Below are 24490 nucleotides of genomic sequence, written 5' to 3' on the forward strand. Positions count from 1 at the left end.
CATCTTAATCCTCCCTATGGGTTTTCCATGGGGAGCTTTTTTTTACCATAATTTCTTATAACTTGCAACTCGGGTTATTATAGGTGAGGAGGCGAAGAAATGAAAGTAATATTCGGATTGCTTTTGTTTTTGTTTTTTGCCCACGCTCAGCCACATGGTAAGTCTGTTCAGACGCCCTATACAGTGCCTTTCAAAGTGGTCTATGAGCTGTTTCTGGACCATCCAGAGAAAATAAGGCCAGCGCTGGGGTGGATATCGAACGTTATTTTTGTGCTTACCAACCCACCCTACAACTACAGCCCCGAAGACATTCAGATAGTGGTGGTTTCCCATGGCAGGGAGCTTCCTGTATTCGCTACAAGAAACAGAGACCAGTATGCAGACATAGTGGAGAGGCTTGAGAGCCTGAGCCTGTATGGGGTCAAATTCAAGGTATGCAAGATGGCTGCAGAGCAGATATACGGTCTTTCTGAAAAGGATTTTTATCCCTTTGTGGAGCTTGTCCCCTCTGCCATAACAGAGATAATCCACTGGCAACTGCAGGGCTACGCTCTTATGATTCCTCAAGTTTTTGAGATAAGAAGGTAAGTCCCGAGCCTTCTGAGGGTTTCCTCCGCCTTATTTTTCTCTACCACAATGAGGTCAAACTCCAGCTGTAACCTATCCGCCATAAAGTTAAACACCCTCTCATACACCTTCCAGAAGTTGGACCTGTTGAGGGGCACACTCACCACCGCAAGAAGGTCCACATCGCTTAATCCCCTTTGTTCACCCCTTGCAAGAGAACCAAAAAGATACAGAGCGTCTACCTCTGGAATTTCTCTGGCGAGCTCCTGAGCAAGGCTCTCAAGGTTCCTGAGGAGCTCATCCCTCTTCAGGTATATGAGTTTTGCACCATCTGAGTATATGGTCGCACGCATTGAGTGCATCAATGGCTTCCTCCTCCGTGTAGTATTCTGAAGGCTTACCCGCCGGCAGACCGTTAGGGTATCTCGTGGGAATGTAGTAAAGGTCAAGCCTCTTTGCTGAGCTTTCTAGCTTGGGGGGAAACTCAAAACCGGCCTGCCTGAGGGCTTTCAAAAGGGCAAGCAGAGAATGACCCCAAGGTTCAAAACCCTTATACATGGAGAAGGCTTTTAGAGCTTTTTCTGCAGATTGCTGGGCTGTAAAGCAAGCCCACTCGTAATATCCATGCTCAAGGTCAAGCTCTGCCTTCTCTCTGTCTCTGAGAGCCTGCTCCCACCAGTCTTTCCAGCGGTTCATGGAAAAATTTTAAGCTATCATATTCACATGGCTGTGAGCCACCACTTCTCCCTTCTTACGGACTACGATGTTTATCTTTTCAGGGAAGGTTCTCACTGCAGGCTCTATGAAAAACTGGGCTGTCATCTTTTTGAGGATGGTGCTTACTTTGCCCTCTGGGCGCCTCATGCAGAGCAGGTTTTTGTCTTTGGAGACTTCAACGGCTGGGACAAGTGGTCTCTTCCCCTGAAAAGAAGGGAGGATGGCTCTGGCATATGGGAAGGCTTTGTGGAGGGCGTTAGAAAAGGTCATAAATACAAATACCACCTCTACACCCATTGGGGCTACTGGACAGACAGAGCGGACCCTTTTGGCTTTTTTCATGAAAAACCGCCGGGCACCGCCTCTGTGGTGTGGGACCTCAGCTACAGCTGGCAGGGCGATGAGTGGCTAAGAAGGAGGAAGGAGCTCAACCACCATCGGGCACCCATAAGCATATATGAGGTTCATCTTGGTTCGTGGAGGAGGGTTCCGGAGGAAGGCAACAGGTGGCTGAGCTACAAGGAGCTTGCTCCACTTCTTGCCCAGTATGTGAAGGAGATGGGCTTTACCCATGTGGAGTTTTTGCCCGTTATGGAGCACCCCTTTTATGGCTCATGGGGTTATCAGATTACCGGCTACTTTGCACCCACATCCCGCTACGGCACGCCCCAGGACTTCATGTATCTTGTGGACTACCTGCATCAGCAGGGCATTGGCGTCATACTGGACTGGGTCCCCTCACACTTTCCCACAGACGGGCACGGGCTTGCCTACTTTGATGGAACACACCTCTATGAGTATGGAGACTGGAGGAAGGGCTGGCACCCTGACTGGCATAGCTACATTTTTGACTATGGGAAAGGTGAGGTGCGTTCTTTTCTTCTGAGTTCAGCTCATTTCTGGCTTGAAAAGTACCATGTGGATGGACTAAGAGTTGATGCGGTGGCAAGCATGCTCTACCTGGACTACTCAAGGCACGAGTGGGTCCCCAACATCTATGGAGGAAAGGAAAACCTTGAGGCAATAGACTTTTTGAGAAAGTTCAACGTATGCCTCTACGGGAACTTTGAAGGTATCCAGACGGTGGCAGAGGAGTCCACAGCCTTTCCTATGGTGAGCAGGCCGGCATACCTTGGCGGGCTTGGTTTTGGTTTTAAGTGGAACATGGGCTGGATGAATGACACCCTCTTTTACATGTCCAAGGACCCCATATACAGGAAGTACCATCACCATCAGCTCACCTTCAGCATCTGGTATGCCTTCTATGAAAACTTTATACTTCCCCTTTCCCATGACGAGGTGGTTCATGGAAAGGGCTCATTGATTTCTAAAATGCCAGGTGACTACTGGCAGAAGTTTGCAAACCTCAGGCTTCTTTTTGCCTACATGTGGACACATCCCGGCAAAAAGCTTCTTTTTATGGGCGGTGAATTCGCCCAGTGGAGGGAGTGGAGCCATGAGGAAAGCCTTGACTGGCACCTGTTAAACTATGATAGCCACAGGGGAATTCAAAGGCTTGTAAAGGATTTAAACAGGCTCTACAGACAGGAGAGGGCTCTGCACGAGCTTGACTGCGAACACGAGGGCTTTGAGTGGGTGGACTTTTCAGACTGGGAAGCCAGCATAATAAGCTACCTGAGAAAATCCTCAGAGGGTGAGCTTTTGCTGGTGGTCTGCAACTTCACTCCAGTGCCCCGTTTTGATTACAGGATTGGAGTGCCAGAGGCAGGTTTCTGGAAGGAGATATTAAACACAGACTCAGAGATATATGGGGGCAGTAATCTTGGAAACCTTGGAGGAGTGCACGCAGAGGAAGTATCTTTCCATGGAAGACCTTACTCTGTAAGCCTGACGCTTCCACCCCTTGCAGTGGCAGTGTTCAAATGGGTCGGGCGGGAGTCGAACCCGCGACCCACGGATTAAGAGTCCGTTGCTCTGCCAGCTGAGCTACCGACCCTTTGCAGTCTATTAATTATAGACCTCTCCAGAATCTCTTTCAATCCATCCACGCTTACCTCAAAGTCAAGATAAAAAAGGTTCTCTGCGGGCTGGAGCTTGACAAGGTCCTTCAGTGTTGTTATGTAGAGCCTGCCCCTGTCTATATTAAAGCCTCTGTAGCTGTAGTGGTCAGGAAGTGATATGGTTTTCTCAAGGGCTATGCCCATTCCTGTGAGGATTTTGAAAAACTGCTCGTTGTCCCCAAGACCTGAAAAGGCTACAAAGCTGAGGTTCCTGAAATCTTCAAGAACACTTCCATCTGAGCTTCTTACCACTTTCCAGCCCCCTCTTCTCATCTTCAATGTTGGTTTTTCTGGATGCTTCCAGTCAAAATCTTCAAGCTCTGCGTAAGAAAGCACTATCACATCTGCCCTCTTCATGCTTTTGAGAGGCTCTCTCAGCCTTCCAAAGGGCAAAAGCCTGTCTGAAAAGTCTCTCTTTCTCAGAAGAAGTATGTTCAGGTCTCTGTGTATTTTTCTGTGCTGAAAGCCATCATCAAGGATTATAAGCTCAGGCTTTAGCCTCTCAAGGGCATATCTCGTCCCCCTGCACCTGTCTTCGTCCACGAGCACGCTCACCTCTGGCAGAAGCCTTGCCAGCATATAGGATTCGTCCCCTGCATCTTCCCAGCCCGCCAGCACCCTGCCCCATTCAGAAACCAGCAAGGTGCCCTTAGTTCTTCTCCTATATCCACGCGAGATTATGCATACCCTGAAATCCCTGAGAAGAGTGGCAATGTGCCTCACAAGTGAACTTTTACCGCTTCCTCCAAGGGAAAGGTTGCCCACAGAGATAACTGGCAGGGAAAACCTGCACTGGGAAATTAGCCCATTGTCGTAAGCCCAGTTTCTGAAGCCTATCGCCCAGAGGTATGGGTTGAGAATTTCAGGCATTTCTGAACCTTCTTGCATCCTTTAAGAGAAGAAGGGCAAGCAGGATACCGCCGATGATGGCACTCAGATATTGTGTTATGAACCTCCAGAGCAAAGAAAAACCTCCAAGAAGAGAAAGTTCAAGAAAGGGCTCGAAGGCATAAAGCGCTCCCACTTCTCCCACGCCGCTACCTCCAGGAGTAGGGCTTAAAAATATGGCATAAAGAAGCATAAGCTGGTGTTCCATAAGAGTTATAAGATATGGTGCTGGGTTCAGGCTTTTGAGAAGAAAAGCTCCCGATGCCAGGAAGGATAGGTAGAGAAGCACGCTGCTGACGCATGCAACGAGTATGCTCCCCTTTTTATCCCTGAGGAATATCCTTGAGACCACCACATACCTCTTGAGGGTGTATTTAAACTTCTGCACAAATCTCTGATTTTCTGCGGTTCTTCTGTTTGAAAAGAGCCTGAAGAGTGCGTATATGAGCAAGCCCAGAAGGAAGAAAAAAAGCAAGATGTAGATTATTCTCACTCCGTGTGAGGGGTTTCTGTATAAATGAAGAAGAACATATGGAAGAGCCAGTATAAAAAAGGCCATACCAGTTACAGTTTTCATAGTAACTATGCTCATAACCTTGTGCAGTTTCCCCCCTTTCCTTGAAAGGGTATACACGGACATGAATTCTCCGCCCATATGGGCGGGTGTTATGGTTGCCCCAAAGGTGTTTATGAGAGAGACAACATAACCATAGGAAAAGGAATACCTTAGCCTCATAGCCCTTGAGAGCACAAAAAGTCTGAGATTGTCAAAGCTGTGGTAAAAGAACATGAACAGAATGGATAGGAGCAGATACTTCTTGTCTGCGTGAAGTAGCACACCCAGAAAGTCCTTTGTAAGTGTCTTCTTCATTATGTAAATGAGAGACCCTGCAACGAACAGGAAAGTAAGAATTATGCCATACAGAATTGACCTGTGCATCTACAGGTCTATATTTTAATCCCCATGCGGGTTCTTGTGGTGGACAACTACGACTCCTTTACCTACAATCTTGTTCAGTATCTTCAGGTTCTTTCTGCGGATGTGGCGGTAAGGAGAAACGATGAGGTAAGTCTTCAGGACATAAGAAGGGCAAGCCCGGATGCCATAGTCATATCTCCCGGTCCCTGCACCCCAAGGGAAGCGGGCATATCCGTTGATTTAATTAGGGAGTTTTACAGGGAAATCCCCATACTGGGTGTCTGTCTGGGGCACCAGTCCATAGGGTATGCCTTCGGTGCCAGTATTGTAAGGGCAAAAAAGCTCATGCACGGCAAAACATCCCAGATATCCCATACGGGAGAGGGTATCTTTGAAGGGCTGAAGAACCCATTTACTGCAGTGCGATACCACTCTCTGGTAATTGACAGAAATACTCTTCCGGACTTTTTGAAAATTACCGCATGGTCTGAGGACGGTGAGATAATGGGCATTCAGCATATTGCATATCCCCTCTTTGGGGTTCAGTTCCATCCGGAGTCTGTGCTTTCAGAAGAAGGTATGAAGCTTCTTGAAAACTTCCTGAGGATAGCAAGGGAAAGAGTTCTGGTATAATAAACATGTGAAGGTTCTCGTAGTCGGAAACGGCGGCAGGGAGCATGCCATAGCATGGAAGCTCTCTCAGAGTCCTCTTGTGAAAGCCCTCTACTGTGCAAGGGGAAATGCAGGAACATCAAGAATAGCTCAGAATATCCCTGTAGAGCCAACTGATATAAAAGCCCTTGCAGACTTCGCCCAGAGGGAAGGTATTGACTTTACGGTGGTTGGACCTGAGGCCCCGCTGGTGGCTGGTATTGTTGATGAGTTTGAGAGGAGGGGTCTTAGAATCTTTGGACCAGATAGTAGGGCTTCCATGCTTGAGGGAAGCAAGGCCTTTGCCAAGGAGTTTATGCAGAAGTATGGCATTCCCACCGCAGAGTTTCACATATTTGAAGACCCTCAGAGGGCAAAGAGCTTTGTAAGGGACTTTGGAGTGCCTGTGGTTATAAAGGTGGATGGTCTCGCCAGTGGTAAGGGGGTGATTGTCTGTAAAAACTATGAGGAAGCCTTTCAGGCTATAGACAGGCTCATGGTAAGGAAAAGTCTCGGAGATGCAGGCTCAAGGGTGGTGGTGGAGGAATATTTAGAAGGTGAGGAGGCTTCCTATATAGTGATGCTCAACGGCGATAGATATGTGCCCCTTCCCACCTCTCAGGACCACAAGAGACTTCTTGACGGTGATATGGGTCCCAATACGGGCGGTATGGGGGCATATTCACCGAATCCTTTCGTTGACGAAGCTATGGAAAAGCTCATAAAGGAACACATAGTGGAAAGGGTAATAAGAGGGCTGAAGGAGGAGGGGATTTATTACAGAGGCTTTCTTTATGTGGGTCTTATGCTCACAGGCAAGGGACCGAAGGTGCTTGAGTTCAACGCAAGGCTTGGAGACCCGGAAGCTCAACCGCTTCTCGTGAGAACAAAGGGAGATCTGCTTCGGATACTTCTTGACTTTTATGAGGGAAGGGAAATACACATTGAGATAGACCAGAGAAACGCACTCTGCGTTGTGCTTGCAAGCAAAGGCTATCCGGAAAAGCCGGAGGATGGTAAGGAGATTATCGGGATTGAGGAAGTTGAGAATATGGAGGATGTGGTTGTCTTTCATGCGGGGACAGAAAGGAGGGACGGAAAGGTATACACAAAGGGAGGAAGAGTTCTCAATGTGTGTGCATGGGGAGCGGACCTATACGAAGCGAGGGAAAGGGCTTACGGGGCAGTTGAGAAGATAAGGTTTGAAGGCATGCACTACAGGAGGGATATAGGTCTGAGGGGTATCAGGATATTAACTGGAAGAACAGGCTCCTGAAAAAATAAGGTGTATACTTCAACCTGGCTCCTTTCTCTGGAAATATTTATTCCTATGTTTGACTATGCAGTAGTTGGCGGTGGTATAGGTGGAGTTCTCGCCTCCGCCCTTCTTTCACACATAGGAAAGGATGTTATCCTTTTTGAAGCCCTTGACTACCTCGGAGGCTGTGCGGGCACCTTCCGCAGAAAGGGTTTTTATTACAATGTGGGTGCTGCCACCTTTGTAGGGGCAGAGGAGAACCTTCCAGTTGGTAAGATAGCAAATTTTCTCAAAGTAGAGCTTCCCATAAAGCCAATAGACCCGGCTATGGTAATATACCTTGGTGATAGGGTTATAAGAAGGTGGAAGGACAGAGACCAGTCCCTTGAAGAGATAAAAAGGGCCTTTCCAGGGCTTGAGCACACCTCCTTCTGGAGGAGAGTCTACAGGGTAAGTGATGCCATGTGGAGCATGTGGTGCGACAGCCTGCCCTATCCAAGCCTTACATCTCCCCTCAGAAGTCTTTCAAGGCATCCTCTGGACTTTTTTTCCACCCTGTTGTGCAACTTCTTCAGTGCAAGAAGTGTAGCTGGCGTCTACCTTGGCAAATTCAACTCCGACTACGAGCTTTTTCTCACACACCACACTCTTATAACCGCTCAGGGCTTTCTGGAGGAAGTGCCCTTTTCCGTGGCATCTCTCGGGCTCACATACCCTAATCTTACCAACTACTACGCAGTGGGAGGTATGGGAAAACTGCTTGATGCCTTTGCCAGCAGTGTAAAAAACATAAGCATGAAGACCAGGGTAAAAGCCATAAAAAGAAAACCCTGGGGCTTTCTCATAGAGACCAACAGGGGAAACTGCGAGGCAAAGCGGGTGGTGCTCAACACCACCATATGGAAGGCGGGAGACCTTGTGGAAGAGCTGAGGGAATTCTCTGAGATTGCAAAAAAAAGGTTCTGGAAGTTGTGGGGTGCCTTTACTATATACATGACGGTAGAGGGAGAGCTCCCGGAGGATTTTGCCCACCACCACTTTATACTTCTGAGAGAGCCCATACCCTATACGGGAAGCAGGTCTCTGTTCGTGTCCATATCAGAGAGGGACGACCCTGTGCTCAGCAAGGAGGGAACAAGAAGCATCACCGTATCTACCCATACAATGCTTGAGCTGTGGGAAGGTCTTTCCAGAGAGGAGTATGAAGACAGGAAAGAGAGGGCTCTTGAATACTGCCTTGAGACCATATACCAGTATCTTCCTCAGCTCAGGAGCTTAAAGAAGGTTTATGTATTTGCAGGCACTCCCAGAACCTTTGAAGTTTACACGGGCAGATACAGAGGTTCGGTAGGCGGTGTGCCCCTCACAAAAGAAAACTTCCCCTTCTCCTACCCCTCACCCGTTACACCGGTGGAGGGTATCTATCTGGTGGGTGATACTGTCTTCCCGGGTCAGGGATGGCCAGGGGTCAGCATGGGTGTCATAAACCTTCTTAAGCTCATAGAGAAGGACTTCAAGCTATGTTGAAGATAAGGCTCAGAGAGTGGCTTTACATACTCCTGCTTGCTTCCCTTCTTGGCTTTTCCATATCGGGCTTTGTGGCATCACTTCATGGCCAGAGGCTAATGCCTGTTATGTTCCTCGGGCTTATAACCTCGCTCTACATATTTGTGCTTTCCTTCATTACCACAGAGATAAACAACCGCTGGCTTGTGAGGATGCTTCCAGATTTTCTCAGAACGCCTTTCAGTCTTTTTCTTGCACTGGTTTCCGGTTTTCTGGGTGCCATGGGTGGATACCTCACCAACGAAGCCCTTGGAATAGTAGACTTGCACCTGCCCATGGGCAAAGCCCTCAGCCTTTCAGTGTTTTTGGGGCTCATGACCGCATCTCTGGGTTATCTCCTCTACAAGCTGGTCTCTCTGCAGAGAAGAGAAGAAGAGAGCAAGAGACTTTTGCTGGAGGAACACATAAGGAACTTGGAGAGCCAGATAAGTCCTCATTTTATGTTCAACACCCTCAACGCACTGGCAGAGCTGGTTCATCAGGACCCGGGCAAGGCGGAAGAGGCCATACTGGCTCTGGCAAGGCTTTTGAGAAGAAGTCTCCACTTTGAGCCTCTTATAAGTCTGGAGGACGAGCTTAACCTGCTCAGAGACTACTGGAAGGTTATAAGCCTGAGGTTTGTGGGGAAGATTGACCTTGTTGTGAAAGTAGATGAAGGTCTTCTTAGCCTCAAGGTGCCCAAGTTTTCCCTTCAGGTGCTTGTTGAGAATGCTCTCAAGCATGGACTCAAGCTAAGGCATGGCAGGGTTGAGGTAAGGGCTTACACCGAAGGCAACAGGAAGATAGTTGAGGTTGTGGACAACGGCGTAGGCTTTGAACATATAAGAGAAGGGACTGGACTGTCCAACCTGAGGAAAAGGCTTGAGCTGTGCGGGGGCAGACTCAGCTACCGTAGGGATAAGGAATTGACTTTTTTCAGAATGGAGTTCAGTGAAGAGTAAAAATTAACCTCTGGAAGGTGGAATAGAAATCTGTCAGAGGAAGGGTGCAGGGTATATTCTCATGAATAGGAAAAACTTGTAAGGAGGTGTAAGCCATGCAACTACCAGAGGCTTTCAGGTTCATGAGAATAGGCTGGTGGATAGTTCACATAATTGGAATAACCCTTGTGTTTCTGCTCGGCAGATGGACAGCCTGAAAAACAGCCACTACGCCCATGCCTTGCCTCCTCCTGAAGGGACCTCCCCCGCCCTTCAGAAAAATTTTAAGACTCTACAGGATGCCTACTTTTTGGGTTATGTGCCAAGACCGGTTGCAGTGGTGTGCGTTGGAGAAAACCCACTGGCGGTCGCCTGGCACATGCCCGCAAACAAAGAGCCCTTTCTGTATGCAGCGGCCATAGCAAGAGAAAACTACAGCCACAGGCTAATCGTAGAGGGCGTGGACTTTACGGTAAACTTCCTGCCAGAAGACTACCTTGAGGATATTCTGACTGCAGGGAGACACCATGGAGACCAGACGGACAAGTGGAAACTTTTTAAGAGGCTCAGACCCTTCAGAGCCCTGAAAGTTAAAGCCCTTGCCATAGAACAATCCCTTCTTTTGTATGAGTGCACCCAGGAGAGGGTTATGGAGCTCCCCGACCACAGCCTTCTTATAGGAAGGGTGGAGCTCATACACTACAGAAAAGGCAGGCTGAAGCCTGAAAAGGTTAAATATCCCCTTCACATGGGCAAGGCTTATTTCTCAAGAAACTCAAAGGCTTATATTTATAAGTGATGAAAAGAGGTGTTTACAGACTTTTTGGCTTTTCTTTCTTCGGGCTCGGCACTCTTGGCATATTCCTTCCCATCTTACCCACAGTCCCCCTGTATCTGCTTGCCATAATAATGCTTTCCAGAGCATCCAAAAGGGACATAGTGAGGCTCAAAAAGTTGCCTTTTATAGGTGAAAGGATATACCCATACATCAGGAAGTCTGTAAAATACCTCAGAAGATGGAATACACGACCGCAAAGTTTATCCATTTAATCGGCATATTCCTCTGGGCAGGTGCATCGTCTTCTCTGGGGCTTTTCATGCTCTATTCTATGAGAAGACCTACAGGCTGTGACCAGCACGTACTCAGGAGTTTCTACCGCTGGATGACAAACCTTGAGATACTGGGCTTTGTCCTCGCTCTGGTTATGGGTCTTTATATGATACATTTGCTGAAATACAGGTTTGATATAAGCTGGCTAAACTACAAGCTACCGCTGGTGCTCGGTGTGCTTTTGCCCCTTGAAGTTCTCAACTTCTGGTTTGTAAACTTCTACATTCCACGCTCAAAGGACAGGATGAAGGCCTACGAGAAATATGACCTTTTTAACTATGTGGTTGCCCTTCCCCTCATAGTGGTGTCTCTTGCGGTCATCTACCTCGCAGTAGTAAAACCATGAGGGCAGTCTACCTCTTTAAAAGAGACCTCAGAGTAAAGGACAACAGAGGGCTAGCCCTTGCGTCAAAAAATCACAGAGAAATAGTGCCTGTGTTTATCTTTGACAGGGACATACTTACCACCCTTAAGGTTGATTACAAGAGGCTGGGATATCTGGTGAGGGCTGTCGCCCTACTTTCCTCCCAGATAAGGCTCTACTGCCTGCAAGCAAGCACAGAAGAAGCCCTGAGAGAGGTCTTCAGAGTCGCAAAGCCCACCCATCTTTACACCACAGTCTCTTACAGCTGGAGCGGTGTGGAAAGAAACAGGGAAATACGGAAGCTCTGCAGGGAATACGGTGTGGAATATGTGGAGGTCTTTGACAACTTTCTTGCAGTGCCCGAGGCAATTCCGCAGAGGAAGGTATACACCCCTTTTTATACAGAGTGGACAAAGAAGGTTGACCTCTCTGAGACATCCCCAGAAAACTTTACCGTTCCCCAACTACCCCTTCCTGCTTTGAAGGACCTCAACCTTGACTACAGCGACCCTTATCCCTTCTACCCAGAAGACTGCGAGAAAAGGCTCAGCACCTTTCCTTTTGAAAAATACGAAGAGCTCAGAAACTACCCTGCGGTTGATGGCTCTTCAAGGCTTTCCCCCTGTATAAGGTTTGGGGTGCTTTCTCTGAGAGAAATCTATAAAAGGGCTCACCTCAGAAGTGAGCAGTTTATCAAGGAGCTTGCCTGGAGAGAGTTCTGGTATCACATAGCCCTTAACTTTCCCCAGTCCAGAGATCTTGAGTTTCAGGTAAAAAGGAGAAACATAAAGTGGGAAAACAGAAAAGAGCACATACGGGCCTTCTTTGAGGCAAGAACTGGCTATCCCATAGTGGACGCAGGCATAAGGCAGCTGGTAGAAGAAAAATGGCTTCACAACAGGATGAGAATGATAGTGGGCAGTTTTCTCACAAAGGTTCTGCTCGTAGACTGGAGGATTGGGGAAAAGTTCTTCATGGAGCATCTTCTGGACTACGACGAGGTGGTAAACACGGGAAACTGGCAGTGGACCGCCTCCGTAGGTGCAGACCCAAAACCCTTCAGGCTCTTTAATCCCATACTTCAGGCTCAGAGGTATGACCCCGACTGTGCGTACATAAAGACATATTTACCGGAGCTTTCAAAAGTGCCCTGCCATATGCTCCACGACCCCCTGAGCCACAGACTTCCCTACCACAGACCCATTGTAAACTACTACGAGAGGATAAAGCTGGCAAAGGAAGCCTACGGGCAAAAAGGCTAAATGTTCAGGTATTCCCTGAGGGCTTTGGCACCCTCCCTGCTGGTCTTGAGGGTTTCGTTTATCTCCTTAAAGACTATCACATACTTACTCTGCTCTACGCTTTTTAGCTCTTTTACCTTGTTGAGGTTTACAAGATAGGACCTGTGGACCCTGAAGAAGTTGTAGGGCCTGAGCTGTTCTTCTATCTCGTAGAGTTTCTTGCTAAGGGGCAAAAGCCCTTCCCTGGTTCTGACGCTTACCTCTCCCATCTCCGCCTGCACGTAGTATATGTCCTCAGGGCTCAGGAATATGACCTTGTTGCCAATCCTTGCTGGTATTATGGGGCGTTCGTTTCTTATAAGGTTTATCACCTGCTGGGTGTTGTTTTTCTTTTCCAGCACTCTGTCTATGGCTTTGCTGAGGTCTTCCTGAGAAAAGGGCTTGAGAAGATAATCCACCGCAGAAACTCTGAAGGCTTCAAGGGCATATTCGCCGTATGCGGTGGTGAAGATGATGTATGGTCTTAGCCCCATAGACAGCAGCTCCTTTGCAAGGTCTATACCAGTTCCGTCGGGCAGTCTTATGTCAAGAAAAAGCACATCGGGCTTCTTTTCCTCTACCACCTTTATAGCCTCTTCGTAGGTGCCAGCCTCTCCCACCACATCCAGCCTGCCGTCGCTTTTTATCATTCTCCTGAGCCTATGAACCGCAAGGGGCTCATCTTCAACTATAACAGCTCTCATGTATTGTATATTCCATCCCTTTCTGTGCATTTTGCAACCAGTTTTTTACATTTCATATAAAAGGAGGGCTCCCCCACGGGAGAAGAGCCTTGGGTATAGCCATGCGGGGCTTTAAAAGTGATAGCTTGCACTTACGTAAAAGCTCCTTCCGGGCTCTGGAACCTTCACTCCTGTGGCAAAGGGATTTCTTACATATGAAAGGTAGCTGTAGTATTTTTTGTCAAAGAGGTTTTCAACTCCGGCGTTTAATGTAAGCCCTCTGTAGCTTAAACCAGCCTTGAGGTTCACTATAGCCCATCCGGAGGTTTTCTGCTCTCTGAGGTCTGAATCTACCCTGTTCTGTGTGGCAGAGGCCACAGCCTCACCCTCCACATACCACATGCCAGTGTCATACCTTAGCCCGAGCCTGCCCCTGAGAGGTGGCACTTCCGCCACATCTCTGTCCGTTATACCAATAGCAGGTTTTCTGTCCTTTCTTCCCTCTACATAACTGGCACCTCCGAGAAGGAAAAGGTTGTTCCAGAGGTTGTATGTGGAGCTGAGCTCAAATCCCCAGAAACGTGCGTCTGTATTGGCGTAAGTCATTGCCCTACCGCCTGCGGGTGCAACCATGGGTATTGGATTTACCACAGGTTTGTTGTTTACAGTTATATAGTCCTGCACATAACTTACAAAGATTGTGGCTTTTGTCAGAGACCTCTGGGTCTGGTGCTTGAGACCCACATCAAGCTCGAGATTTTTTGAGGGTTTTAGCTCAGGATTACCTACCCATGCACAGTATGTATTCTGAGGTGGATTGCACATCATGGCCCTGTTGAGGGCAAAGTATCTTTCCTGCTGGTCTGGCACTCTTACTGCATAGCCAAGGCCAGTGAAAAGCTCAAGCTCCGGCGTAAGGTTGTAAAAGAGCTGAAGGTTTCCTGAGGGATATGTGTCCGTCTTTGAGGTGCTTCTTGTGTTGTGGTAGGCGTAGTAAAGGTTTGTATTCGCCTTTGAAGAGTCTGCCTCGCTTTTGGTGCTGTCAATCCTTAAACCAGCAATGACTCTGAGCTTTGGAGAGAAGGACTTTCTGTATTCTCCATAAACTCCAAAGTTTGTTATGTCAGCATCAGGAATGATAAACTGACGCCCGTAGTTTCCAGCCATCTGGTTCCACATGTAATTAACTGCATCCCAGTTTCTCCTATAGGCTTCCATTCCAAGGGTAAAGTCAGCAACCTTTGCCTCCAGCCTCCCTCCATAGGTTTTTGTCTTTGCATCGGTAGCCATAGAGTAGGGACCAGAAGGAGTTCCCATAAAAGTTCTGTATCTATTGTCCATCCAGTGGTCTACTTTTGTGTAGTAAAACTGGAATTCAAGGGATTTTAGAAGGTCGGATACCTTTCCTATGCTATATTTAAAATTGAACCTGTCAGTTTTGTCGTATATGGCGTCCATCATGAGAGCTGGATACAGCACATGTCTGGCATCCTGCCTTGTGTAGCCAAGTTCAACCTCGTGGTTTTCCAGGGGCTTAAAACCGAACTTTGTCCAGTATGTATTTATCTCAAAGGCTTTGGAGTTTATATACTGAGGTCTGTAGTTGGCATACTCTGTGATTCTCTTGCCATCCCCATCCTTGTAGGGCTTTGAATACCTGTAGGAATATCCTGCAAGACCGTAAAACCTCTCGTCCCTGTAAGAAACCACAGGAGAAAAGCTCCTGAAGTCAAAGGAGCCCAGCGTGGCGTTCAGCCTCAGTCTAAAGCCCATTTCTGGCTTTCTGGTCACTATGTTCACAAGACCCCCAAGGGAGCCCTGATGCCTTATGTCAAAGGGACCCTTTATCACCTCAATCGTTTCCACTTCAGAGAAGTCCACATGGAAGGCTGGCGGGTCCATTCTGTTGGGGCATGCACCGTGAACTTCAGATTCATCAATGAGCACGTTTATGTTGTCTCTCTGGAAGGCTCTTATGACCACATCGTTGGCTATTCCTGCTTTTCTCACCTTGTGGATTCCATCCAGCTTCTGGAGAGCCTCTCCCACATCCTTGGCAAAGGACTCTCTAACCTCCCTTATCTCAAGACTGTCCTTGAAGGTTTCTTTCTTGCCCTTGACCTCAACTTCTTTGAGTAAAAGCTCCTGAGAAAAGGCTGGAAAGCTAAGAATTGCACCAAGCAGAAGTGCTCTCTTCATTTCTATACCTCCTCACCAGGATATGACCCTCACTCTGTCTTCTGAAAGGAGACCAAAGATGGTATCTGGCTTTCCAAATTCTGCGCCCTCTATGAGCTCCCTGACTCCCAGCATCTGAGCACAGTGAGGACATACATAGACTTTCCCGCCCTTTGATATGAAGTCTCTGAGCATCTTCCCTGTCTGAGCGTGTTTTGCCTTGGCATCTGCAAGTCTTACACCTTCCGAGTTGAGCCAGAGAACTGTTTCATTGCCCCTCTGAAGGGATATGGTGGCGAACCTTATAGCCATGAGGGCTGAAGGTGCTTTGTCCCTTGTAAGGTTTACCACCACCTTGATGTTATCCTGAGCCTGCTGTTGCTGATGCTGTTGGTGGGAGTGTGCCAGGCTTTGCTGTGAAAGGGCGGGCATTACACCCAGGATACCTGCCACAAGCAGTGTTCTGATTCTCATGATTTTACCTCCAATTTAATGTTTAATTAACATTGTAATGCACAATATGACCTCTGTCAAGGTTTAAAAGAAGAGTCAAGAGTTACTTATAGACCTTTCTTCTGAAAAGGTCTTTGGGGGATATAAGCCTTTCAAGAAAAACCCTGCCCTCAAGGTGGTCCAGTTCATGTTGAATTACCACAGCCTCAAAGCCCTCCGTTTCAAACTCCACAGGTTCTCCTCTCTGGTCAAGTGCCCTTACCCTTATCCAGTAATGTCTCTTTACATTTCCCGTATAGTCTGGAACGCTCAGACAGCCTTCCCTTACTACCAGTTCACCATCCTGCTGGACTATCTGGGGGTTTATGAGCACCATAAGTCCATGGCTAAGTTTGTTTTCCTTATGTTTTGAGCCAGAAGTGTCCACTACTATTATCCTCTTGTGGACGCCCACCTGTGGGGACGCTATACCCACACAACTTGGAGATGTTTTCATGGTGTAGATGAGGTCCTCAACAAAGTCTTGCAGTTTCTTGTCAAAGGATACCACCTCAAGGGAAGGCACCTTTAACCTTTCATCGGGATAGGTTATTATGGGAAGTCTCCTCACAGCTTTTCTTCCTCTTCCCTCTCTATGCTTATGTCTACGCCCATTGATTCCCTTAATCTTTCAAGCTCAGGCCTGAGAACCTCCTCCATATCTTCCTTCCCCTCAGCCTCTATGACCATCACATAGAGATTTCCCCTCTTTTCTGTCCTAAGGTCGCTGATGTTTAGCCCAAGGTCTGCAAGCGTAGATGTAACTCTGTAGACTATCCCCGGCCTGTCAGAACCGAAGACGATTATCCTGTAAATTGCCTCCGTCTGAGGATAGACTACCTCCTCCAGTTCCCTGCACACCATAAAAAGCTCGTAATTCTGTCCAACTTCCTGAAGACTCTGAAGTATATCTTCTGCGGTTGTATCTCTTTCAGAGGCAACTATGAGCATTATGGTAAATTCACCGTTGAGCCTGGTCATGGAAGAGTCCTCAAGGTTCAGACCCATCCTATAAAGAGCCTTTGAAACACCTGCAACTATGCCGGGTCTGTCCTTACCAAATATGGAGAGGATAAAAAACTTCATGCTAAGATTTTAATATGGATGAGCTGGAATTTCACATATCAGAAGTGGCAAGAATCCTCGGTCTTGCAGAGCCCATGGGTTTTATGCTTTCTTACGAATTTGGAGACATATGGATAGATGTCTATATGGAAAAAACCTCTGAGGGTTGGGCTGGCAGGACCTACACCATAAGCGTTCCCAGAGAAAAGGCTGGCAGGCTCCAGAAGCTGGTGGAAAGCATAGGGGGTGCGCCTGAGGATGTAATGTCAGACTCTGAGAGGGCTTATGTGAGCCTCTCTTACGAGGACTGGGAATCTGCAAGTCCTGTTATAATGAGCCTACTATGAGACTGGGTTTTATAGGACTTGGAAGCCTTGGAAGGGCAATAGTAAAGAGGCTTGTGGAGCAGGGTGTTGATGTGCTACTCTGGAACAGGACAAGGGAGAAGGCACTTGAGCTTGGTCTTCCAGTTGTGGAAAGTCCTGCGGACCTCATAAGGCAGGTGGACAGGGTTTTTATCATAGTCTTTGACTCTCAGGCTTCTGAGGAGGTAATATTTGGAAAGGGAGGGCTGGTTGAAGGTGGAGTTAAGGGCAAAACCATAGTGGATATGACCACAAACCACTATGCCTACGCCCGAACCGCCTACGAAGAGCTCAGTAAACTGGGTGCCTTCTACCTTGATGCACCCATACTTGGAAGCGTTATACCTGCCCAGAAGGGTGAGCTCACGGTGCTTGTAGGCGGGGACAGGGAAAGGTTTGAGGAAAACAGGCACATCTTTGAAAAGTTCTGCAAAAACATATTCTACGTGGGAACCGCTGGCAATGCCAGCAAACTCAAACTCATAAACAACATAGTCCTGGGAGGCTTCATGCAGGTTCTCTCTGAGGCAATAGCCCTCGGGGAGCTGGCTGGCTTTAGCAGGGAACTACTTATAAACATACTTGAGAGCGGTGCAGGAAAATCCTACCTTCTTGAGGTTAAGAAAAAGAAACTCCTTGAAAAGGACTATTCGGTTCACTTCTCAGTGGACCTCATACACAAGGACCTCCACTATGCAGAGGACATGATAAAGGACCTCGGAGCCTTTAGTTTCAGCGTGCAGAATGTAAAGAACGCCTACGCCCTCGCTAAATATCTGGGAATGGGGGGTGAGGACTTTTCAGTCCTCGTGGAGCTCTACAGAAGGCTCAGAGCTCAAAATCCTTCAGATACTTAGCCCTTGCAGGGTGCCTGAGCTTTCTTATGGCCTTTGTCTCGAGCTGTCTTATCCTTTCCCTTGTCACGTTAAACATCTTACCTATCTGTTCAAGGGTATACTCTATGCCATCCACAAGACCGTATCTATACATGAGTATCTCCTTCTCCTTTTCTCCAAGGGTGCTGAGCACCTTTATGAGCTGTTCCCTGAGAAGTCTTCTTGAAACCTGTTCTTCGGGGGATGGCACGCTCTTATCCTCTATAAAGTCCCTCAGGTGGGTTTCCTCATCGTCGCCTATAGGGGTCTCAAGGGAGACAGGCTCCTGAGAAACTCTCATTACCTTTCTCGCCTTTTCCGGTGATATGCCCAGATACTTGGCAATTTCCTCGGCGGTGGGCTCCCTGCCCAGCTCCTGAAAGAGCTTTTTGTGTGCCTTTGTTATGTCGTTTATGGTCTCTATCATGTGGACGGGTATGCGTATGGTCCTTGCCTGGTCCGCTATTGCCCTTGTTATCGCCTGACGAATCCACCATGTGGCGTAGGTGGAGAACTTGTAGCCCTTTCTGTAATCGTATTTGTCCACAGCCTTCATAAGACCAATGTTTCCTTCCTGTATGAGGTCAAGGAAGTGAAGCCCTCTGTTTACATACTTTTTGGCTATTGAGACCACAAGCCTCAGGTTGCACTTTACCATAACCTGTTTTGCCTGAGTTACCCTTGTCCTCCCCTCTCTTATTATGTGTATGACCCTCTGAAGCTCCTCGGGAAGGATTCCCATCTCACGCCTCAGTTCCTCTATCTCCCTCCTGAGAGTAAGGTATTCATCCCTTAACATATGAAACCTTGCAAAGCCATAACCTGCCCTTTCAGCCTTTTTTTGCAAGAGGGGGTCTTCATCGTATTTCTGTATGAGTTCCTCTATGTCCGGATGTATGCTCTCCAGCTTCTTTTTTCTGACTTCAAACTCTTTGAGCTTTCTTGTGTATCTGTTGTAGAGGTTCAGAAGCTCGTCCGCAATGCGTTCAAACTTGGAATGCTTGAGCTTCATATCTTTCAGTATCCTGTTCATTCTGGCGTGTCTTCTCAGATATTCCTTCTTGTATTCTGGTGTCGCGTAAAAAAGGTAAGAGTCTCTCCAGTAAAGAGCCTCTTTGTATGCCTTTGCCAGCTCAAAGCCCTTTTCTATGAAGTATCTCTCTAAATGTTCATGGCTTTCTTCATATTCCTCAAGGGTCTTGCTCTCATCCACTGTGTCCATGAGGTCACTGGCTTTTAGCTTGCCGTTGCATACCTCCCCCCAGTCTTTCAGAACCCTGTCTATCAGAAAAGAGGTTCTCAAAAGTCCCCTTCTCATTACCTTTCTTCCAATCTCTATCTGCCTTGCATACATTATCTCCTCTTCCCTCTTGAGAAGGGGTATCTTGCCCATATCTTTGAGATACAGCCTCACCGGGTCTCCATCCTTACCTGTAAGAAGAAGGCTCTCAGTGGAAACAGTAAATGCCTCATCCTTTTCCAGCTCTTCTACAGCCTCCTCTGTTTCCACTATCTTTACGCCCCTCTCCTGAAGGAAGTCCATTATTTCTTCGTAAAGCTCCGTGTCCACAAGCTCAGGTCCAAGAAGGTCGTTAATCTCGTCGTAGGTCACATACCCCTTTTCACTGATATCAATAAGCTTCTTCATGAGCTGCTTGTAAATCATGCAAAACCTCCTTTATGAAGATTTATGCCAGTAAAATCCATCCCTCTGTGCCACAGGTTCTCAGATATCTGATGTCTGCTAAGATAGGGGTTGTTGTATAATTCCTTCTCTTTACCCGTGCTTTTCAATCCCAACTCCATAACTTTCTAAAATATACTCAGGCATACCCTCTCTGGCAACTCAAATTATAGTAAACATATCCTCAAGGCTCCTTCGCGGTGTAGGTGCTGGTTCTTCTGCAGGGTATCCCACAGTGAGTATTGCCACAGGCTTCCACTCTCTGGGAGCAAAAAGACAGGACTTCAGGCCAGCCTCTTCAAAGGCTCCGACCCAGCAAGTTCCAAGCCCAAGGGCTACAGCAGAAAGCTGGGCGTAAGCACAGGCTATGGTGGCATCCTGCACAGAGTATAGTTCCGCCCCCCTCTTGCCATACTTTAAAGCACTCCTTGAGGGGTTTGCAAAGAAGACAAAAACTGCAGGGGCTTCCGCTATGAACCACTGACTCAAAGCCCAGCGTGCCACCTCCATTCTTTTATCTTCATCAAGAACCAGAACAACCTCATATGCCTGAAGGTTTCCCGCAGAAGGAGCGCTTCTTACCGCCTCCATTATTTTCCTCAGCTTTTCTTCTTCAACAGGTCTTTTCTGATAGCTTCTTATGGAATGTCTCTTTTTCAGAACCTCAAAAAACTCCATCTTTCAGAATCTCCTCTACTTCTGAGTCCTCAATCTGTCTGAAGTCCCTGTAAAACATGCCCACCGCAAAGCTGCCACCCTCAGAGGTATGCAGGCAGTAAACCTCATCAGCGTGCTTCTTCAACCTTTCTGCGCTCTCTGCAGGGCAGACTGGCACAGCCACAATAACCTTCTTCGCCCCCTTTCTTCTAAGGTATTCAACTCCGGCAATTACCGTCTGACCCGTGGCAATGCCGTCGTCCACCACGAGAACTCTCCTGTCTTTAACTTCTGGCTGTTTACCACCTAAAAATTTTTTTTCCCTTTCCCTTATCTTTTTCAGTTCCTCCTGTGCAACCCTGTCAATGTCCTCCTGAGAGAGCCTGAAATACTCTACCGTCCATCTGTCTGTGTATATGCGTCCATCGGGGTCTATGGCTCCGAAGGCCAGTTCAGGGTTTGAAGGAACACCCAGCTTTCTCACTATAAGTAGGCTGAGGGGAACGCCGAGGGCTTTTGAGACTTCCTTTGCCACCACCACACCACCCCTTGGAATCCCAAGAACGAGGTCAGCCTGAAAGCCCATGTCCTTAAGATGCTCTCCAAGGATTCTACCCGCCTCTTTTCTGTCTGCAAAGACCATTTTATAATTTTAAACCATGGCAAAACACAGAAAAGCCAAGGTAAAACTTGAGCATCACCTTCTGGAAGGTCTGGAAGAATATCTGGAAAAACTCTCTGGTCTGGATTCTGTCAGTTCAATAATACCGGGCAGGATATCAAGGCAAAATGGGGGAAGGGGTTCAAGGGGACTTTTTTTAAAATACAGGACAAACTCCGGCTACAAGCTCCTCTACAAAATTGGCACCTCCGTTCAGGAAATCTTTGTAGTCTGCAAGGACCCACAGGCCTTTGAAAAAGCCTTTAGAGAGAAGGTGCAACTATGAGATTTTTACCCTTATTCCTTCTTTTCATAAACTTGTTGATGGCTCAGGAGGTCAGGGTTTCTGCCATAGTGCAGGGCAGGGTGGAGAGGGTTTTTGTAAAGGATGGTCAGAGGGTGGAGAGAGGAGACATGCTTGTGCAGATAGACCCAGTTCTTTACACAACTCAGAAGAAGGGTCTGCAGGCTCAGCTCAGCTCTCAGAAGGTTAGCCTTGAGAAGGTGGAGAGGGACTTCAGAAGGCATGAGGAGCTCTTCAACAGGGGACTTCTCTCAAGGAGCGAATATGAGGACTGGAAGAGCAAGTATGAAAAGGAGCTTGCAAACTATGAAGCCCTGAGAGCTCAGCTTGAGAGGACTGAAAAGCTCATAGAATACTGCACAATAAAGTCTCCTGTTAGAGGCGTGGTAAAGAAGCTCTTGGTCAGAGAAGGGCTCTTTGTGAACGGCACGCTGAGCCCAGAGCTTCTTCTGATTATTGAAGAGCGTTAATTATCTCACCACTTCCCACTCGGTGATAAGATGGCTCCCTCTTTTGAAATGGGACCTGAGTCTGAGATGGAGCAAATTCTTCAGGCTTTTGAAGCCTTCACCCCCCACCAGCGTTGGCACGTTTTCTCCGCCCACTATAACGGGCAGATGTATGAGCCTTATCTCGTCCACAAAGCCCCTTCTTATAAACTCCCAGTTTATGGAGGCACCACCCTCCACCATGAGGCTTCTTATCCCCCTTTCATAGAGGATAGGCATGAGCCTCTCAAAGTCCACAAGGTCCTCACCCACCACCAGCACTTCAGCCCCCAATGACCTTATTTTCTGCACCCTCTCCTCTGGTGCCCTGCTTGTGGTGACTATTATGGTGGGTGCATCCTTTGAAAAGATGTTGGCATCCAGCGGCACGTTGGCGGTGGAGCAGGGTATGATTCTGGTGGGGTTTTTGCCCTCCACATATCTTACAGTGAGACTGGGGTTGTCCGTCCTTACCGTTTCACACCCAACCATTATGCCTTCCACCTTGGCCCTTATCTCATGAAGATACCGGTATGCTTCCTGGTCCATGAGGGTCATGAGCTCCTTGCTGGAGGCCCCCCTGTAAAGTGTAAGCTTTCCATCCACACTTACCTCAGAAACTATTATCACATAGGGTCTCATTCGTATTCTCTCCCGTAATGTTTATACAGGTAAAGTATCCTCAGAAGAAGCGAAGCCATGGTAAGCACTGCTATAAGCTTTATTCCAAACTCAAGGCCCAGAGGGGCGTGGAACCTCTCAAAAAGGGTAAAGATTATAAGCGTTATGTGGGTTTCTGGCCTTCCAAAAAAGCCCACCCCTTCAAGTGGGTCCTTTATCTTGCCCTTTGTTCTTTCCTCGTAGCCTATCTCCGCATACACCACGGGTTTTATAAAAGAGTGGAGCATGGAGGCGGTCACTACAGTTATGGCGGTGAGTGGTCCTGCATAAAAGTATCCCACTGTGCCCAGCACAAAACCGTCCACCCATTTGTCTGCAAGCCAGTCAAAAACTGCGCCGAACTTGGAGGCTTTTTCTGAAAGCCTTGCCACCATACCATCCGCAAGGTCAAAGAGCCCAGAAAGAAAAAGCAGGCTTGCGGCAGTAAGAAACTTTCCGTGGTAAAAGGCATAGGCAGAGGCCATTCCGAGGGCAACCGAGAGGAGGGTTATCAGATTTGGAGGCAGATGAAGTCTGTAGAGCGCAACCCCCACAGGGGTATAAACCTTCTTTAGGGCTTCTCTTCTCTTTGTAAGGTTCATTTAAGCTCCTTACCTGTAATCCACGGCATCATACGCCTGAGCTCTTCACCCACCCTTTCTATGAGATGATGTCTGTCTCTTTCAAGAAGGGCGTTAAAGACAGGTCTTCCTGCCTGATTTTCCAGTATCCATTCACGGGCAAACTCAGCTCTCTGTATTTCCTCCAGTATACCCTTCATAAGGGGCTTGACGGCCCTGTAAATCCTATCTCCCCTTGTCACATCCCCATACTTGGCGGTGTCCGATATGGAATACCTCATGCCTGCTATCCCATACTGGTATATCAGGTCTACTATGAGCTTGAGTTCATGAAGGCACTCAAAGTAGGCAACCTCCGGCTGATACCCCGCCTCCACAAGGGTCTCAAAGCCTGCCTTTATGAGCGCAGTAACACCACCACACAGCACGGACTGCTCTCCAAAGAGGTCAGTTTCTGTCTCCTCTCTGAAGGTGGTCTCTATCACGCCTGCCCTTGTGGCACCCAGAGCCTTTGCATAGGCAAGGGCCTTGTCTCTGCATGTGCCCGAGGCATCCTGATATATGGCAAGGAGGGCTGGAACGCCCTTTCCCTCTTCATACATCCATCGCACGAGATGTCCTGGACCCTTCGGCGCCACCATAAAAACGTCCACATCCCTTGGTGGCACTATCTGTCTGAAGTGTATGTTAAAGCCGTGGGCAAAGGCCAGGCTTTTTGAGCTGTCAAGAAAAGGCTCAACGCTCTCTCTGTAGAGCTGTGGCTGGACCGTGTCTGGTGTCAGAAACATTATTATGTCTGCTTCCTGAGTTGCTCTCTCTGGCTGGAGAACAGGAAAACCATCTGCAATAGCCTTCGCCTTTGACCTGCTACCCTCATAAAGACCGATAAGGACCCTCACACCACTGTCTCTCAGGTTAAGTGCGTGTGCATGCCCCTGACTTCCATAGCCCAGTATGGCAACAGTCTTGCCAATCAGGGGTTCAAGACTTGCATCTTGGTCGTAATAAACCTTTGCCATCCTTATCCTCCAGAGCTTTTAAGGAATTATACACTACTTTTCAAACTTGAAAAATACAGAGATGTAATCTCTGCCTATCTTGTATCTGTTTATGAGGAGCTTATCCCTGAACTGTTTTGGTATCTTTTCGTAGGTATCGGTGAGAACAACAGCTGGCATCATATCCATGCCAAGATATTCGCCCTCTAGCATGAAACCACTGAGCCCCTTTATATCCTCAAGCCCATCCCTTGAAAGCAATCTGAAGAGGGCCCACTGCTTTGAGTTTTCCCTGTCCTTCCTTACCCTGCCGTCTGCATCCGAAAGCCTTATCTCCTGAGTTTTACTCAGAAAAAGCACTTTCTTCTTCCGTATTATCCTGAATATTCCATCCCCTATCTCAAAGTCAATACCAGGATATGCCCTGCGAAGCTCCTCCGGAGTTAGCCTAATTTCAAGCTCTGCGTCTATGAGGTTTCCAAAATTCAAAAGGTCTTCAATAAATATGCCCATGAGTATAAAATATATTTTCAAGGG

At 47.8% G+C, this 24490-nt stretch carries 31 protein-coding genes and 1 tRNA gene; 14 read left to right on the top strand and 18 right to left on the bottom strand.

The window, feature by feature from the left end:
- Positions 1-99: 99 nt before the first annotated feature.
- Complete coding sequence (locus WHS43_01695) at positions 100-588, top strand: DsrE family protein (protein ID MEJ5338349.1); 489 nt, start codon at positions 100-102, stop codon at positions 586-588.
- On the opposite strand, the gene WHS43_01700 is transcribed toward WHS43_01695, so the two are convergent.
- Both WHS43_01700 and WHS43_01705 read right to left on the bottom strand, forming a co-directional pair.
- Entirely contained in the window at positions 564-920 is a 357-nt protein-coding gene (locus tag WHS43_01700; protein ID MEJ5338350.1) for a nucleotidyltransferase domain-containing protein, read from the bottom strand. The genes WHS43_01695 and WHS43_01700 overlap by 25 nt on opposite strands.
- Positions 865-1263: a HEPN domain-containing protein gene (locus WHS43_01705; protein MEJ5338351.1), complete on the bottom strand. Its 399-nt coding sequence runs from the start codon at positions 1261-1263 to the stop codon at positions 865-867. The genes WHS43_01700 and WHS43_01705 overlap by 56 nt, the downstream gene beginning before the upstream one ends.
- 27 nt (positions 1264-1290) lie before the next feature.
- On the opposite strand from WHS43_01705, the gene glgB reads away from it, so the two are divergent.
- Positions 1291-3207 carry a 1,4-alpha-glucan branching protein GlgB gene (glgB, locus tag WHS43_01710; GenBank protein MEJ5338352.1) on the top strand — a complete coding sequence of 639 codons (1917 nt, stop codon included), beginning with the start codon at positions 1291-1293 and terminating at the stop codon, positions 3205-3207.
- Here the strand turns inward: glgB and WHS43_01715 are convergent.
- From WHS43_01715 to WHS43_01725, 3 genes are all read right to left on the bottom strand, one after another.
- A tRNA-Lys gene (locus WHS43_01715) sits at positions 3169-3241 on the bottom strand. The genes glgB and WHS43_01715 overlap by 39 nt on opposite strands.
- Positions 3204-4193, bottom strand: a complete 990-nt coding sequence (lpxK, locus tag WHS43_01720) for a tetraacyldisaccharide 4'-kinase (protein ID MEJ5338353.1) — start codon at positions 4191-4193, stop codon at positions 3204-3206. The genes WHS43_01715 and lpxK overlap by 38 nt, the downstream gene beginning before the upstream one ends.
- Entirely contained in the window at positions 4168-5133 is a 966-nt protein-coding gene (locus WHS43_01725; GenBank protein MEJ5338354.1) for a flippase-like domain-containing protein, read from the bottom strand. The genes lpxK and WHS43_01725 overlap by 26 nt, the downstream gene beginning before the upstream one ends.
- 24 nt (positions 5134-5157) lie before the next feature.
- Between WHS43_01725 and WHS43_01730 the strand changes: the two genes are divergently transcribed.
- The 8 genes from WHS43_01730 to WHS43_01765 all read left to right on the top strand — a co-directional run bounded on the left by WHS43_01730 (position 5158) and on the right by WHS43_01765 (position 12244).
- Positions 5158-5745, top strand: a complete 588-nt coding sequence (locus tag WHS43_01730; GenBank protein MEJ5338355.1) for an aminodeoxychorismate/anthranilate synthase component II — start codon at positions 5158-5160, stop codon at positions 5743-5745.
- Between the two features lie 7 nt (positions 5746-5752).
- The gene (gene purD / locus WHS43_01735; protein MEJ5338356.1) at positions 5753-7039 is read left to right on the top strand and encodes a phosphoribosylamine--glycine ligase; all 1287 of its coding nucleotides are present in this window, start codon (positions 5753-5755) and stop codon (positions 7037-7039) included.
- Between the two features lie 54 nt (positions 7040-7093).
- Complete coding sequence (locus tag WHS43_01740; GenBank protein ID MEJ5338357.1) at positions 7094-8548, top strand: NAD(P)/FAD-dependent oxidoreductase; 1455 nt, start codon at positions 7094-7096, stop codon at positions 8546-8548.
- Complete coding sequence (locus WHS43_01745) at positions 8542-9528, top strand: histidine kinase (GenBank protein ID MEJ5338358.1); 987 nt, start codon at positions 8542-8544, stop codon at positions 9526-9528. Before WHS43_01740 ends, WHS43_01745 begins: the two co-directional genes overlap by 7 nt.
- Positions 9529-9712: 184 nt before the next feature.
- Positions 9713-10306: a flavin reductase family protein gene (locus tag WHS43_01750; GenBank protein ID MEJ5338359.1), complete on the top strand. Its 594-nt coding sequence runs from the start codon at positions 9713-9715 to the stop codon at positions 10304-10306.
- On the top strand, positions 10306-10557 hold the full coding sequence (locus WHS43_01755) for a DUF454 family protein (protein ID MEJ5338360.1): 252 nt from the start codon (positions 10306-10308) through the stop codon (positions 10555-10557). Before WHS43_01750 ends, WHS43_01755 begins: the two co-directional genes overlap by 1 nt.
- Positions 10524-10964 carry a hypothetical protein gene (locus tag WHS43_01760; GenBank protein MEJ5338361.1) on the top strand — a complete coding sequence of 147 codons (441 nt, stop codon included), beginning with the start codon at positions 10524-10526 and terminating at the stop codon, positions 10962-10964. The genes WHS43_01755 and WHS43_01760 overlap by 34 nt, the downstream gene beginning before the upstream one ends.
- Positions 10961-12244: a deoxyribodipyrimidine photo-lyase gene (locus tag WHS43_01765; protein ID MEJ5338362.1), complete on the top strand. Its 1284-nt coding sequence runs from the start codon at positions 10961-10963 to the stop codon at positions 12242-12244. The genes WHS43_01760 and WHS43_01765 overlap by 4 nt, the downstream gene beginning before the upstream one ends.
- Here WHS43_01765 and WHS43_01770 read toward each other — a convergent pair.
- The 5 genes from WHS43_01770 to WHS43_01790 all read right to left on the bottom strand — a co-directional run bounded on the left by WHS43_01770 (position 12241) and on the right by WHS43_01790 (position 16701).
- On the bottom strand, positions 12241-12966 hold the full coding sequence (locus WHS43_01770; GenBank protein ID MEJ5338363.1) for a LytTR family DNA-binding domain-containing protein: 726 nt from the start codon (positions 12964-12966) through the stop codon (positions 12241-12243). The genes WHS43_01765 and WHS43_01770 overlap by 4 nt on opposite strands.
- A 111-nt stretch (positions 12967-13077) precedes the next feature.
- Positions 13078-15144, bottom strand: a complete 2067-nt coding sequence (locus tag WHS43_01775; GenBank protein MEJ5338364.1) for a TonB-dependent receptor — start codon at positions 15142-15144, stop codon at positions 13078-13080.
- Between the two features lie 12 nt (positions 15145-15156).
- Complete coding sequence (locus WHS43_01780; protein MEJ5338365.1) at positions 15157-15597, bottom strand: DsrE family protein; 441 nt, start codon at positions 15595-15597, stop codon at positions 15157-15159.
- Positions 15598-15679: 82 nt separating this feature from the next.
- Positions 15680-16186 (bottom strand): peptide deformylase, encoded by a 507-nt coding sequence (gene def / locus WHS43_01785; GenBank protein MEJ5338366.1) that lies wholly within the window; start codon positions 16184-16186, stop codon positions 15680-15682.
- Complete coding sequence (locus WHS43_01790; protein MEJ5338367.1) at positions 16183-16701, bottom strand: ACT domain-containing protein; 519 nt, start codon at positions 16699-16701, stop codon at positions 16183-16185. Before WHS43_01790 ends, def begins: the two co-directional genes overlap by 4 nt.
- Positions 16702-16715: 14 nt before the next feature.
- Between WHS43_01790 and WHS43_01795 the strand changes: the two genes are divergently transcribed.
- Complete coding sequence (locus WHS43_01795; protein MEJ5338368.1) at positions 16716-17027, top strand: hypothetical protein; 312 nt, start codon at positions 16716-16718, stop codon at positions 17025-17027.
- Complete coding sequence (locus WHS43_01800; protein ID MEJ5338369.1) at positions 17024-17902, top strand: NAD(P)-dependent oxidoreductase; 879 nt, start codon at positions 17024-17026, stop codon at positions 17900-17902. The genes WHS43_01795 and WHS43_01800 overlap by 4 nt, the downstream gene beginning before the upstream one ends.
- On the opposite strand, the gene rpoD is transcribed toward WHS43_01800, so the two are convergent.
- From rpoD to WHS43_01820, 4 genes are read right to left on the bottom strand one after another with little or no spacing between them, the layout of a single operon-like run.
- Positions 17874-19586, bottom strand: coding sequence for an RNA polymerase sigma factor RpoD (gene rpoD, locus WHS43_01805; protein MEJ5338370.1), 1713 nt, complete (start codon positions 19584-19586; stop codon positions 17874-17876). The two genes, WHS43_01800 and rpoD, sit on opposite strands and share 29 nt — an antisense overlap.
- Entirely contained in the window at positions 19583-19726 is a 144-nt protein-coding gene (locus WHS43_01810; GenBank protein MEJ5338371.1) for a hypothetical protein, read from the bottom strand. The genes rpoD and WHS43_01810 overlap by 4 nt, the downstream gene beginning before the upstream one ends.
- A gap of 40 nt (positions 19727-19766) precedes the next feature.
- Positions 19767-20282: a nitroreductase family protein gene (locus WHS43_01815; GenBank protein MEJ5338372.1), complete on the bottom strand. Its 516-nt coding sequence runs from the start codon at positions 20280-20282 to the stop codon at positions 19767-19769.
- A complete protein-coding gene (locus WHS43_01820) occupies positions 20269-20904 on the bottom strand; it encodes a phosphoribosyltransferase family protein (GenBank protein ID MEJ5338373.1) in 636 nt (211 codons plus the stop codon). Before WHS43_01820 ends, WHS43_01815 begins: the two co-directional genes overlap by 14 nt.
- 16 nt (positions 20905-20920) lie before the next feature.
- Here WHS43_01820 and WHS43_01825 point away from each other — a divergent pair, with 16 nt between their 5' ends.
- Both WHS43_01825 and WHS43_01830 read left to right on the top strand, forming a co-directional pair.
- Positions 20921-21208: a DUF2103 domain-containing protein gene (locus WHS43_01825; protein MEJ5338374.1), complete on the top strand. Its 288-nt coding sequence runs from the start codon at positions 20921-20923 to the stop codon at positions 21206-21208.
- Entirely contained in the window at positions 21205-21696 is a 492-nt protein-coding gene (locus tag WHS43_01830) for an efflux RND transporter periplasmic adaptor subunit (protein ID MEJ5338375.1), read from the top strand. The genes WHS43_01825 and WHS43_01830 overlap by 4 nt, the downstream gene beginning before the upstream one ends.
- Here the strand turns inward: WHS43_01830 and WHS43_01835 are convergent, their stop codons facing one another.
- Genes WHS43_01835 through WHS43_01850 form a run of 4 tightly spaced genes read right to left on the bottom strand, consistent with a single transcriptional unit; the run spans position 21697 to position 24487 of the window.
- Positions 21697-22356, bottom strand: coding sequence for a 2,5-diamino-6-(ribosylamino)-4(3H)-pyrimidinone 5'-phosphate reductase (locus WHS43_01835; GenBank protein MEJ5338376.1), 660 nt, complete (start codon positions 22354-22356; stop codon positions 21697-21699).
- A complete protein-coding gene (locus WHS43_01840) occupies positions 22353-22976 on the bottom strand; it encodes a CDP-alcohol phosphatidyltransferase family protein (GenBank protein ID MEJ5338377.1) in 624 nt (207 codons plus the stop codon). The genes WHS43_01835 and WHS43_01840 overlap by 4 nt, the downstream gene beginning before the upstream one ends.
- Positions 22973-23974, bottom strand: a complete 1002-nt coding sequence (gene ilvC, locus WHS43_01845; GenBank protein MEJ5338378.1) for a ketol-acid reductoisomerase — start codon at positions 23972-23974, stop codon at positions 22973-22975. The genes WHS43_01840 and ilvC overlap by 4 nt, the downstream gene beginning before the upstream one ends.
- 33 nt (positions 23975-24007) lie before the next feature.
- A complete protein-coding gene (locus tag WHS43_01850; protein MEJ5338379.1) occupies positions 24008-24487 on the bottom strand; it encodes a hypothetical protein in 480 nt (159 codons plus the stop codon).
- Positions 24488-24490 lie beyond the last annotated feature (3 nt).

Source organism: Aquificaceae bacterium, from assembly GCA_037481935.1.
GTDB lineage: Bacteria > Aquificota > Aquificia > Aquificales > Aquificaceae > Pampinifervens.

What these genes read in the sequence shown, in the direction of transcription:
- WHS43_01695 (MEJ5338349.1), top strand. Translation starts at nt 100, where the DNA reads ATGAAAGTAATATTCGGATTGCTTTTGTTTTTGTTTTTTGCCCACGCT.
- WHS43_01700 (MEJ5338350.1), bottom strand. Translation starts at nt 920, where the DNA reads ATGCGTGCGACCATATACTCAGATGGTGCAAAACTCATATACCTGAAG.
- WHS43_01705 (MEJ5338351.1), bottom strand. Translation starts at nt 1,263, where the DNA reads ATGAACCGCTGGAAAGACTGGTGGGAGCAGGCTCTCAGAGACAGAGAG.
- glgB (MEJ5338352.1), top strand. Translation starts at nt 1,291, where the DNA reads ATGGCTGTGAGCCACCACTTCTCCCTTCTTACGGACTACGATGTTTAT.
- lpxK (MEJ5338353.1), bottom strand. Translation starts at nt 4,193, where the DNA reads ATGCAAGAAGGTTCAGAAATGCCTGAAATTCTCAACCCATACCTCTGG.
- WHS43_01725 (MEJ5338354.1), bottom strand. Translation starts at nt 5,133, where the DNA reads ATGCACAGGTCAATTCTGTATGGCATAATTCTTACTTTCCTGTTCGTT.
- WHS43_01730 (MEJ5338355.1), top strand. Translation starts at nt 5,158, where the DNA reads ATGCGGGTTCTTGTGGTGGACAACTACGACTCCTTTACCTACAATCTT.
- WHS43_01740 (MEJ5338357.1), top strand. Translation starts at nt 7,094, where the DNA reads ATGTTTGACTATGCAGTAGTTGGCGGTGGTATAGGTGGAGTTCTCGCC.
- WHS43_01745 (MEJ5338358.1), top strand. Translation starts at nt 8,542, where the DNA reads ATGTTGAAGATAAGGCTCAGAGAGTGGCTTTACATACTCCTGCTTGCT.
- WHS43_01750 (MEJ5338359.1), top strand. Translation starts at nt 9,713, where the DNA reads ATGGACAGCCTGAAAAACAGCCACTACGCCCATGCCTTGCCTCCTCCT.
- WHS43_01755 (MEJ5338360.1), top strand. Translation starts at nt 10,306, where the DNA reads ATGAAAAGAGGTGTTTACAGACTTTTTGGCTTTTCTTTCTTCGGGCTC.
- WHS43_01760 (MEJ5338361.1), top strand. Translation starts at nt 10,524, where the DNA reads ATGGAATACACGACCGCAAAGTTTATCCATTTAATCGGCATATTCCTC.
- WHS43_01765 (MEJ5338362.1), top strand. Translation starts at nt 10,961, where the DNA reads ATGAGGGCAGTCTACCTCTTTAAAAGAGACCTCAGAGTAAAGGACAAC.
- WHS43_01770 (MEJ5338363.1), bottom strand. Translation starts at nt 12,966, where the DNA reads ATGAGAGCTGTTATAGTTGAAGATGAGCCCCTTGCGGTTCATAGGCTC.
- WHS43_01775 (MEJ5338364.1), bottom strand. Translation starts at nt 15,144, where the DNA reads ATGAAGAGAGCACTTCTGCTTGGTGCAATTCTTAGCTTTCCAGCCTTT.
- WHS43_01780 (MEJ5338365.1), bottom strand. Translation starts at nt 15,597, where the DNA reads ATGAGAATCAGAACACTGCTTGTGGCAGGTATCCTGGGTGTAATGCCC.
- WHS43_01790 (MEJ5338367.1), bottom strand. Translation starts at nt 16,701, where the DNA reads ATGAAGTTTTTTATCCTCTCCATATTTGGTAAGGACAGACCCGGCATA.
- WHS43_01795 (MEJ5338368.1), top strand. Translation starts at nt 16,716, where the DNA reads ATGGATGAGCTGGAATTTCACATATCAGAAGTGGCAAGAATCCTCGGT.
- WHS43_01800 (MEJ5338369.1), top strand. Translation starts at nt 17,024, where the DNA reads ATGAGACTGGGTTTTATAGGACTTGGAAGCCTTGGAAGGGCAATAGTA.
- rpoD (MEJ5338370.1), bottom strand. Translation starts at nt 19,586, where the DNA reads ATGATTTACAAGCAGCTCATGAAGAAGCTTATTGATATCAGTGAAAAG.
- WHS43_01810 (MEJ5338371.1), bottom strand. Translation starts at nt 19,726, where the DNA reads ATGGAGTTGGGATTGAAAAGCACGGGTAAAGAGAAGGAATTATACAAC.
- WHS43_01815 (MEJ5338372.1), bottom strand. Translation starts at nt 20,282, where the DNA reads ATGGAGTTTTTTGAGGTTCTGAAAAAGAGACATTCCATAAGAAGCTAT.
- WHS43_01820 (MEJ5338373.1), bottom strand. Translation starts at nt 20,904, where the DNA reads ATGGTCTTTGCAGACAGAAAAGAGGCGGGTAGAATCCTTGGAGAGCAT.
- WHS43_01825 (MEJ5338374.1), top strand. Translation starts at nt 20,921, where the DNA reads ATGGCAAAACACAGAAAAGCCAAGGTAAAACTTGAGCATCACCTTCTG.
- WHS43_01830 (MEJ5338375.1), top strand. Translation starts at nt 21,205, where the DNA reads ATGAGATTTTTACCCTTATTCCTTCTTTTCATAAACTTGTTGATGGCT.
- WHS43_01835 (MEJ5338376.1), bottom strand. Translation starts at nt 22,356, where the DNA reads ATGAGACCCTATGTGATAATAGTTTCTGAGGTAAGTGTGGATGGAAAG.
- WHS43_01840 (MEJ5338377.1), bottom strand. Translation starts at nt 22,976, where the DNA reads ATGAACCTTACAAAGAGAAGAGAAGCCCTAAAGAAGGTTTATACCCCT.
- ilvC (MEJ5338378.1), bottom strand. Translation starts at nt 23,974, where the DNA reads ATGGCAAAGGTTTATTACGACCAAGATGCAAGTCTTGAACCCCTGATT.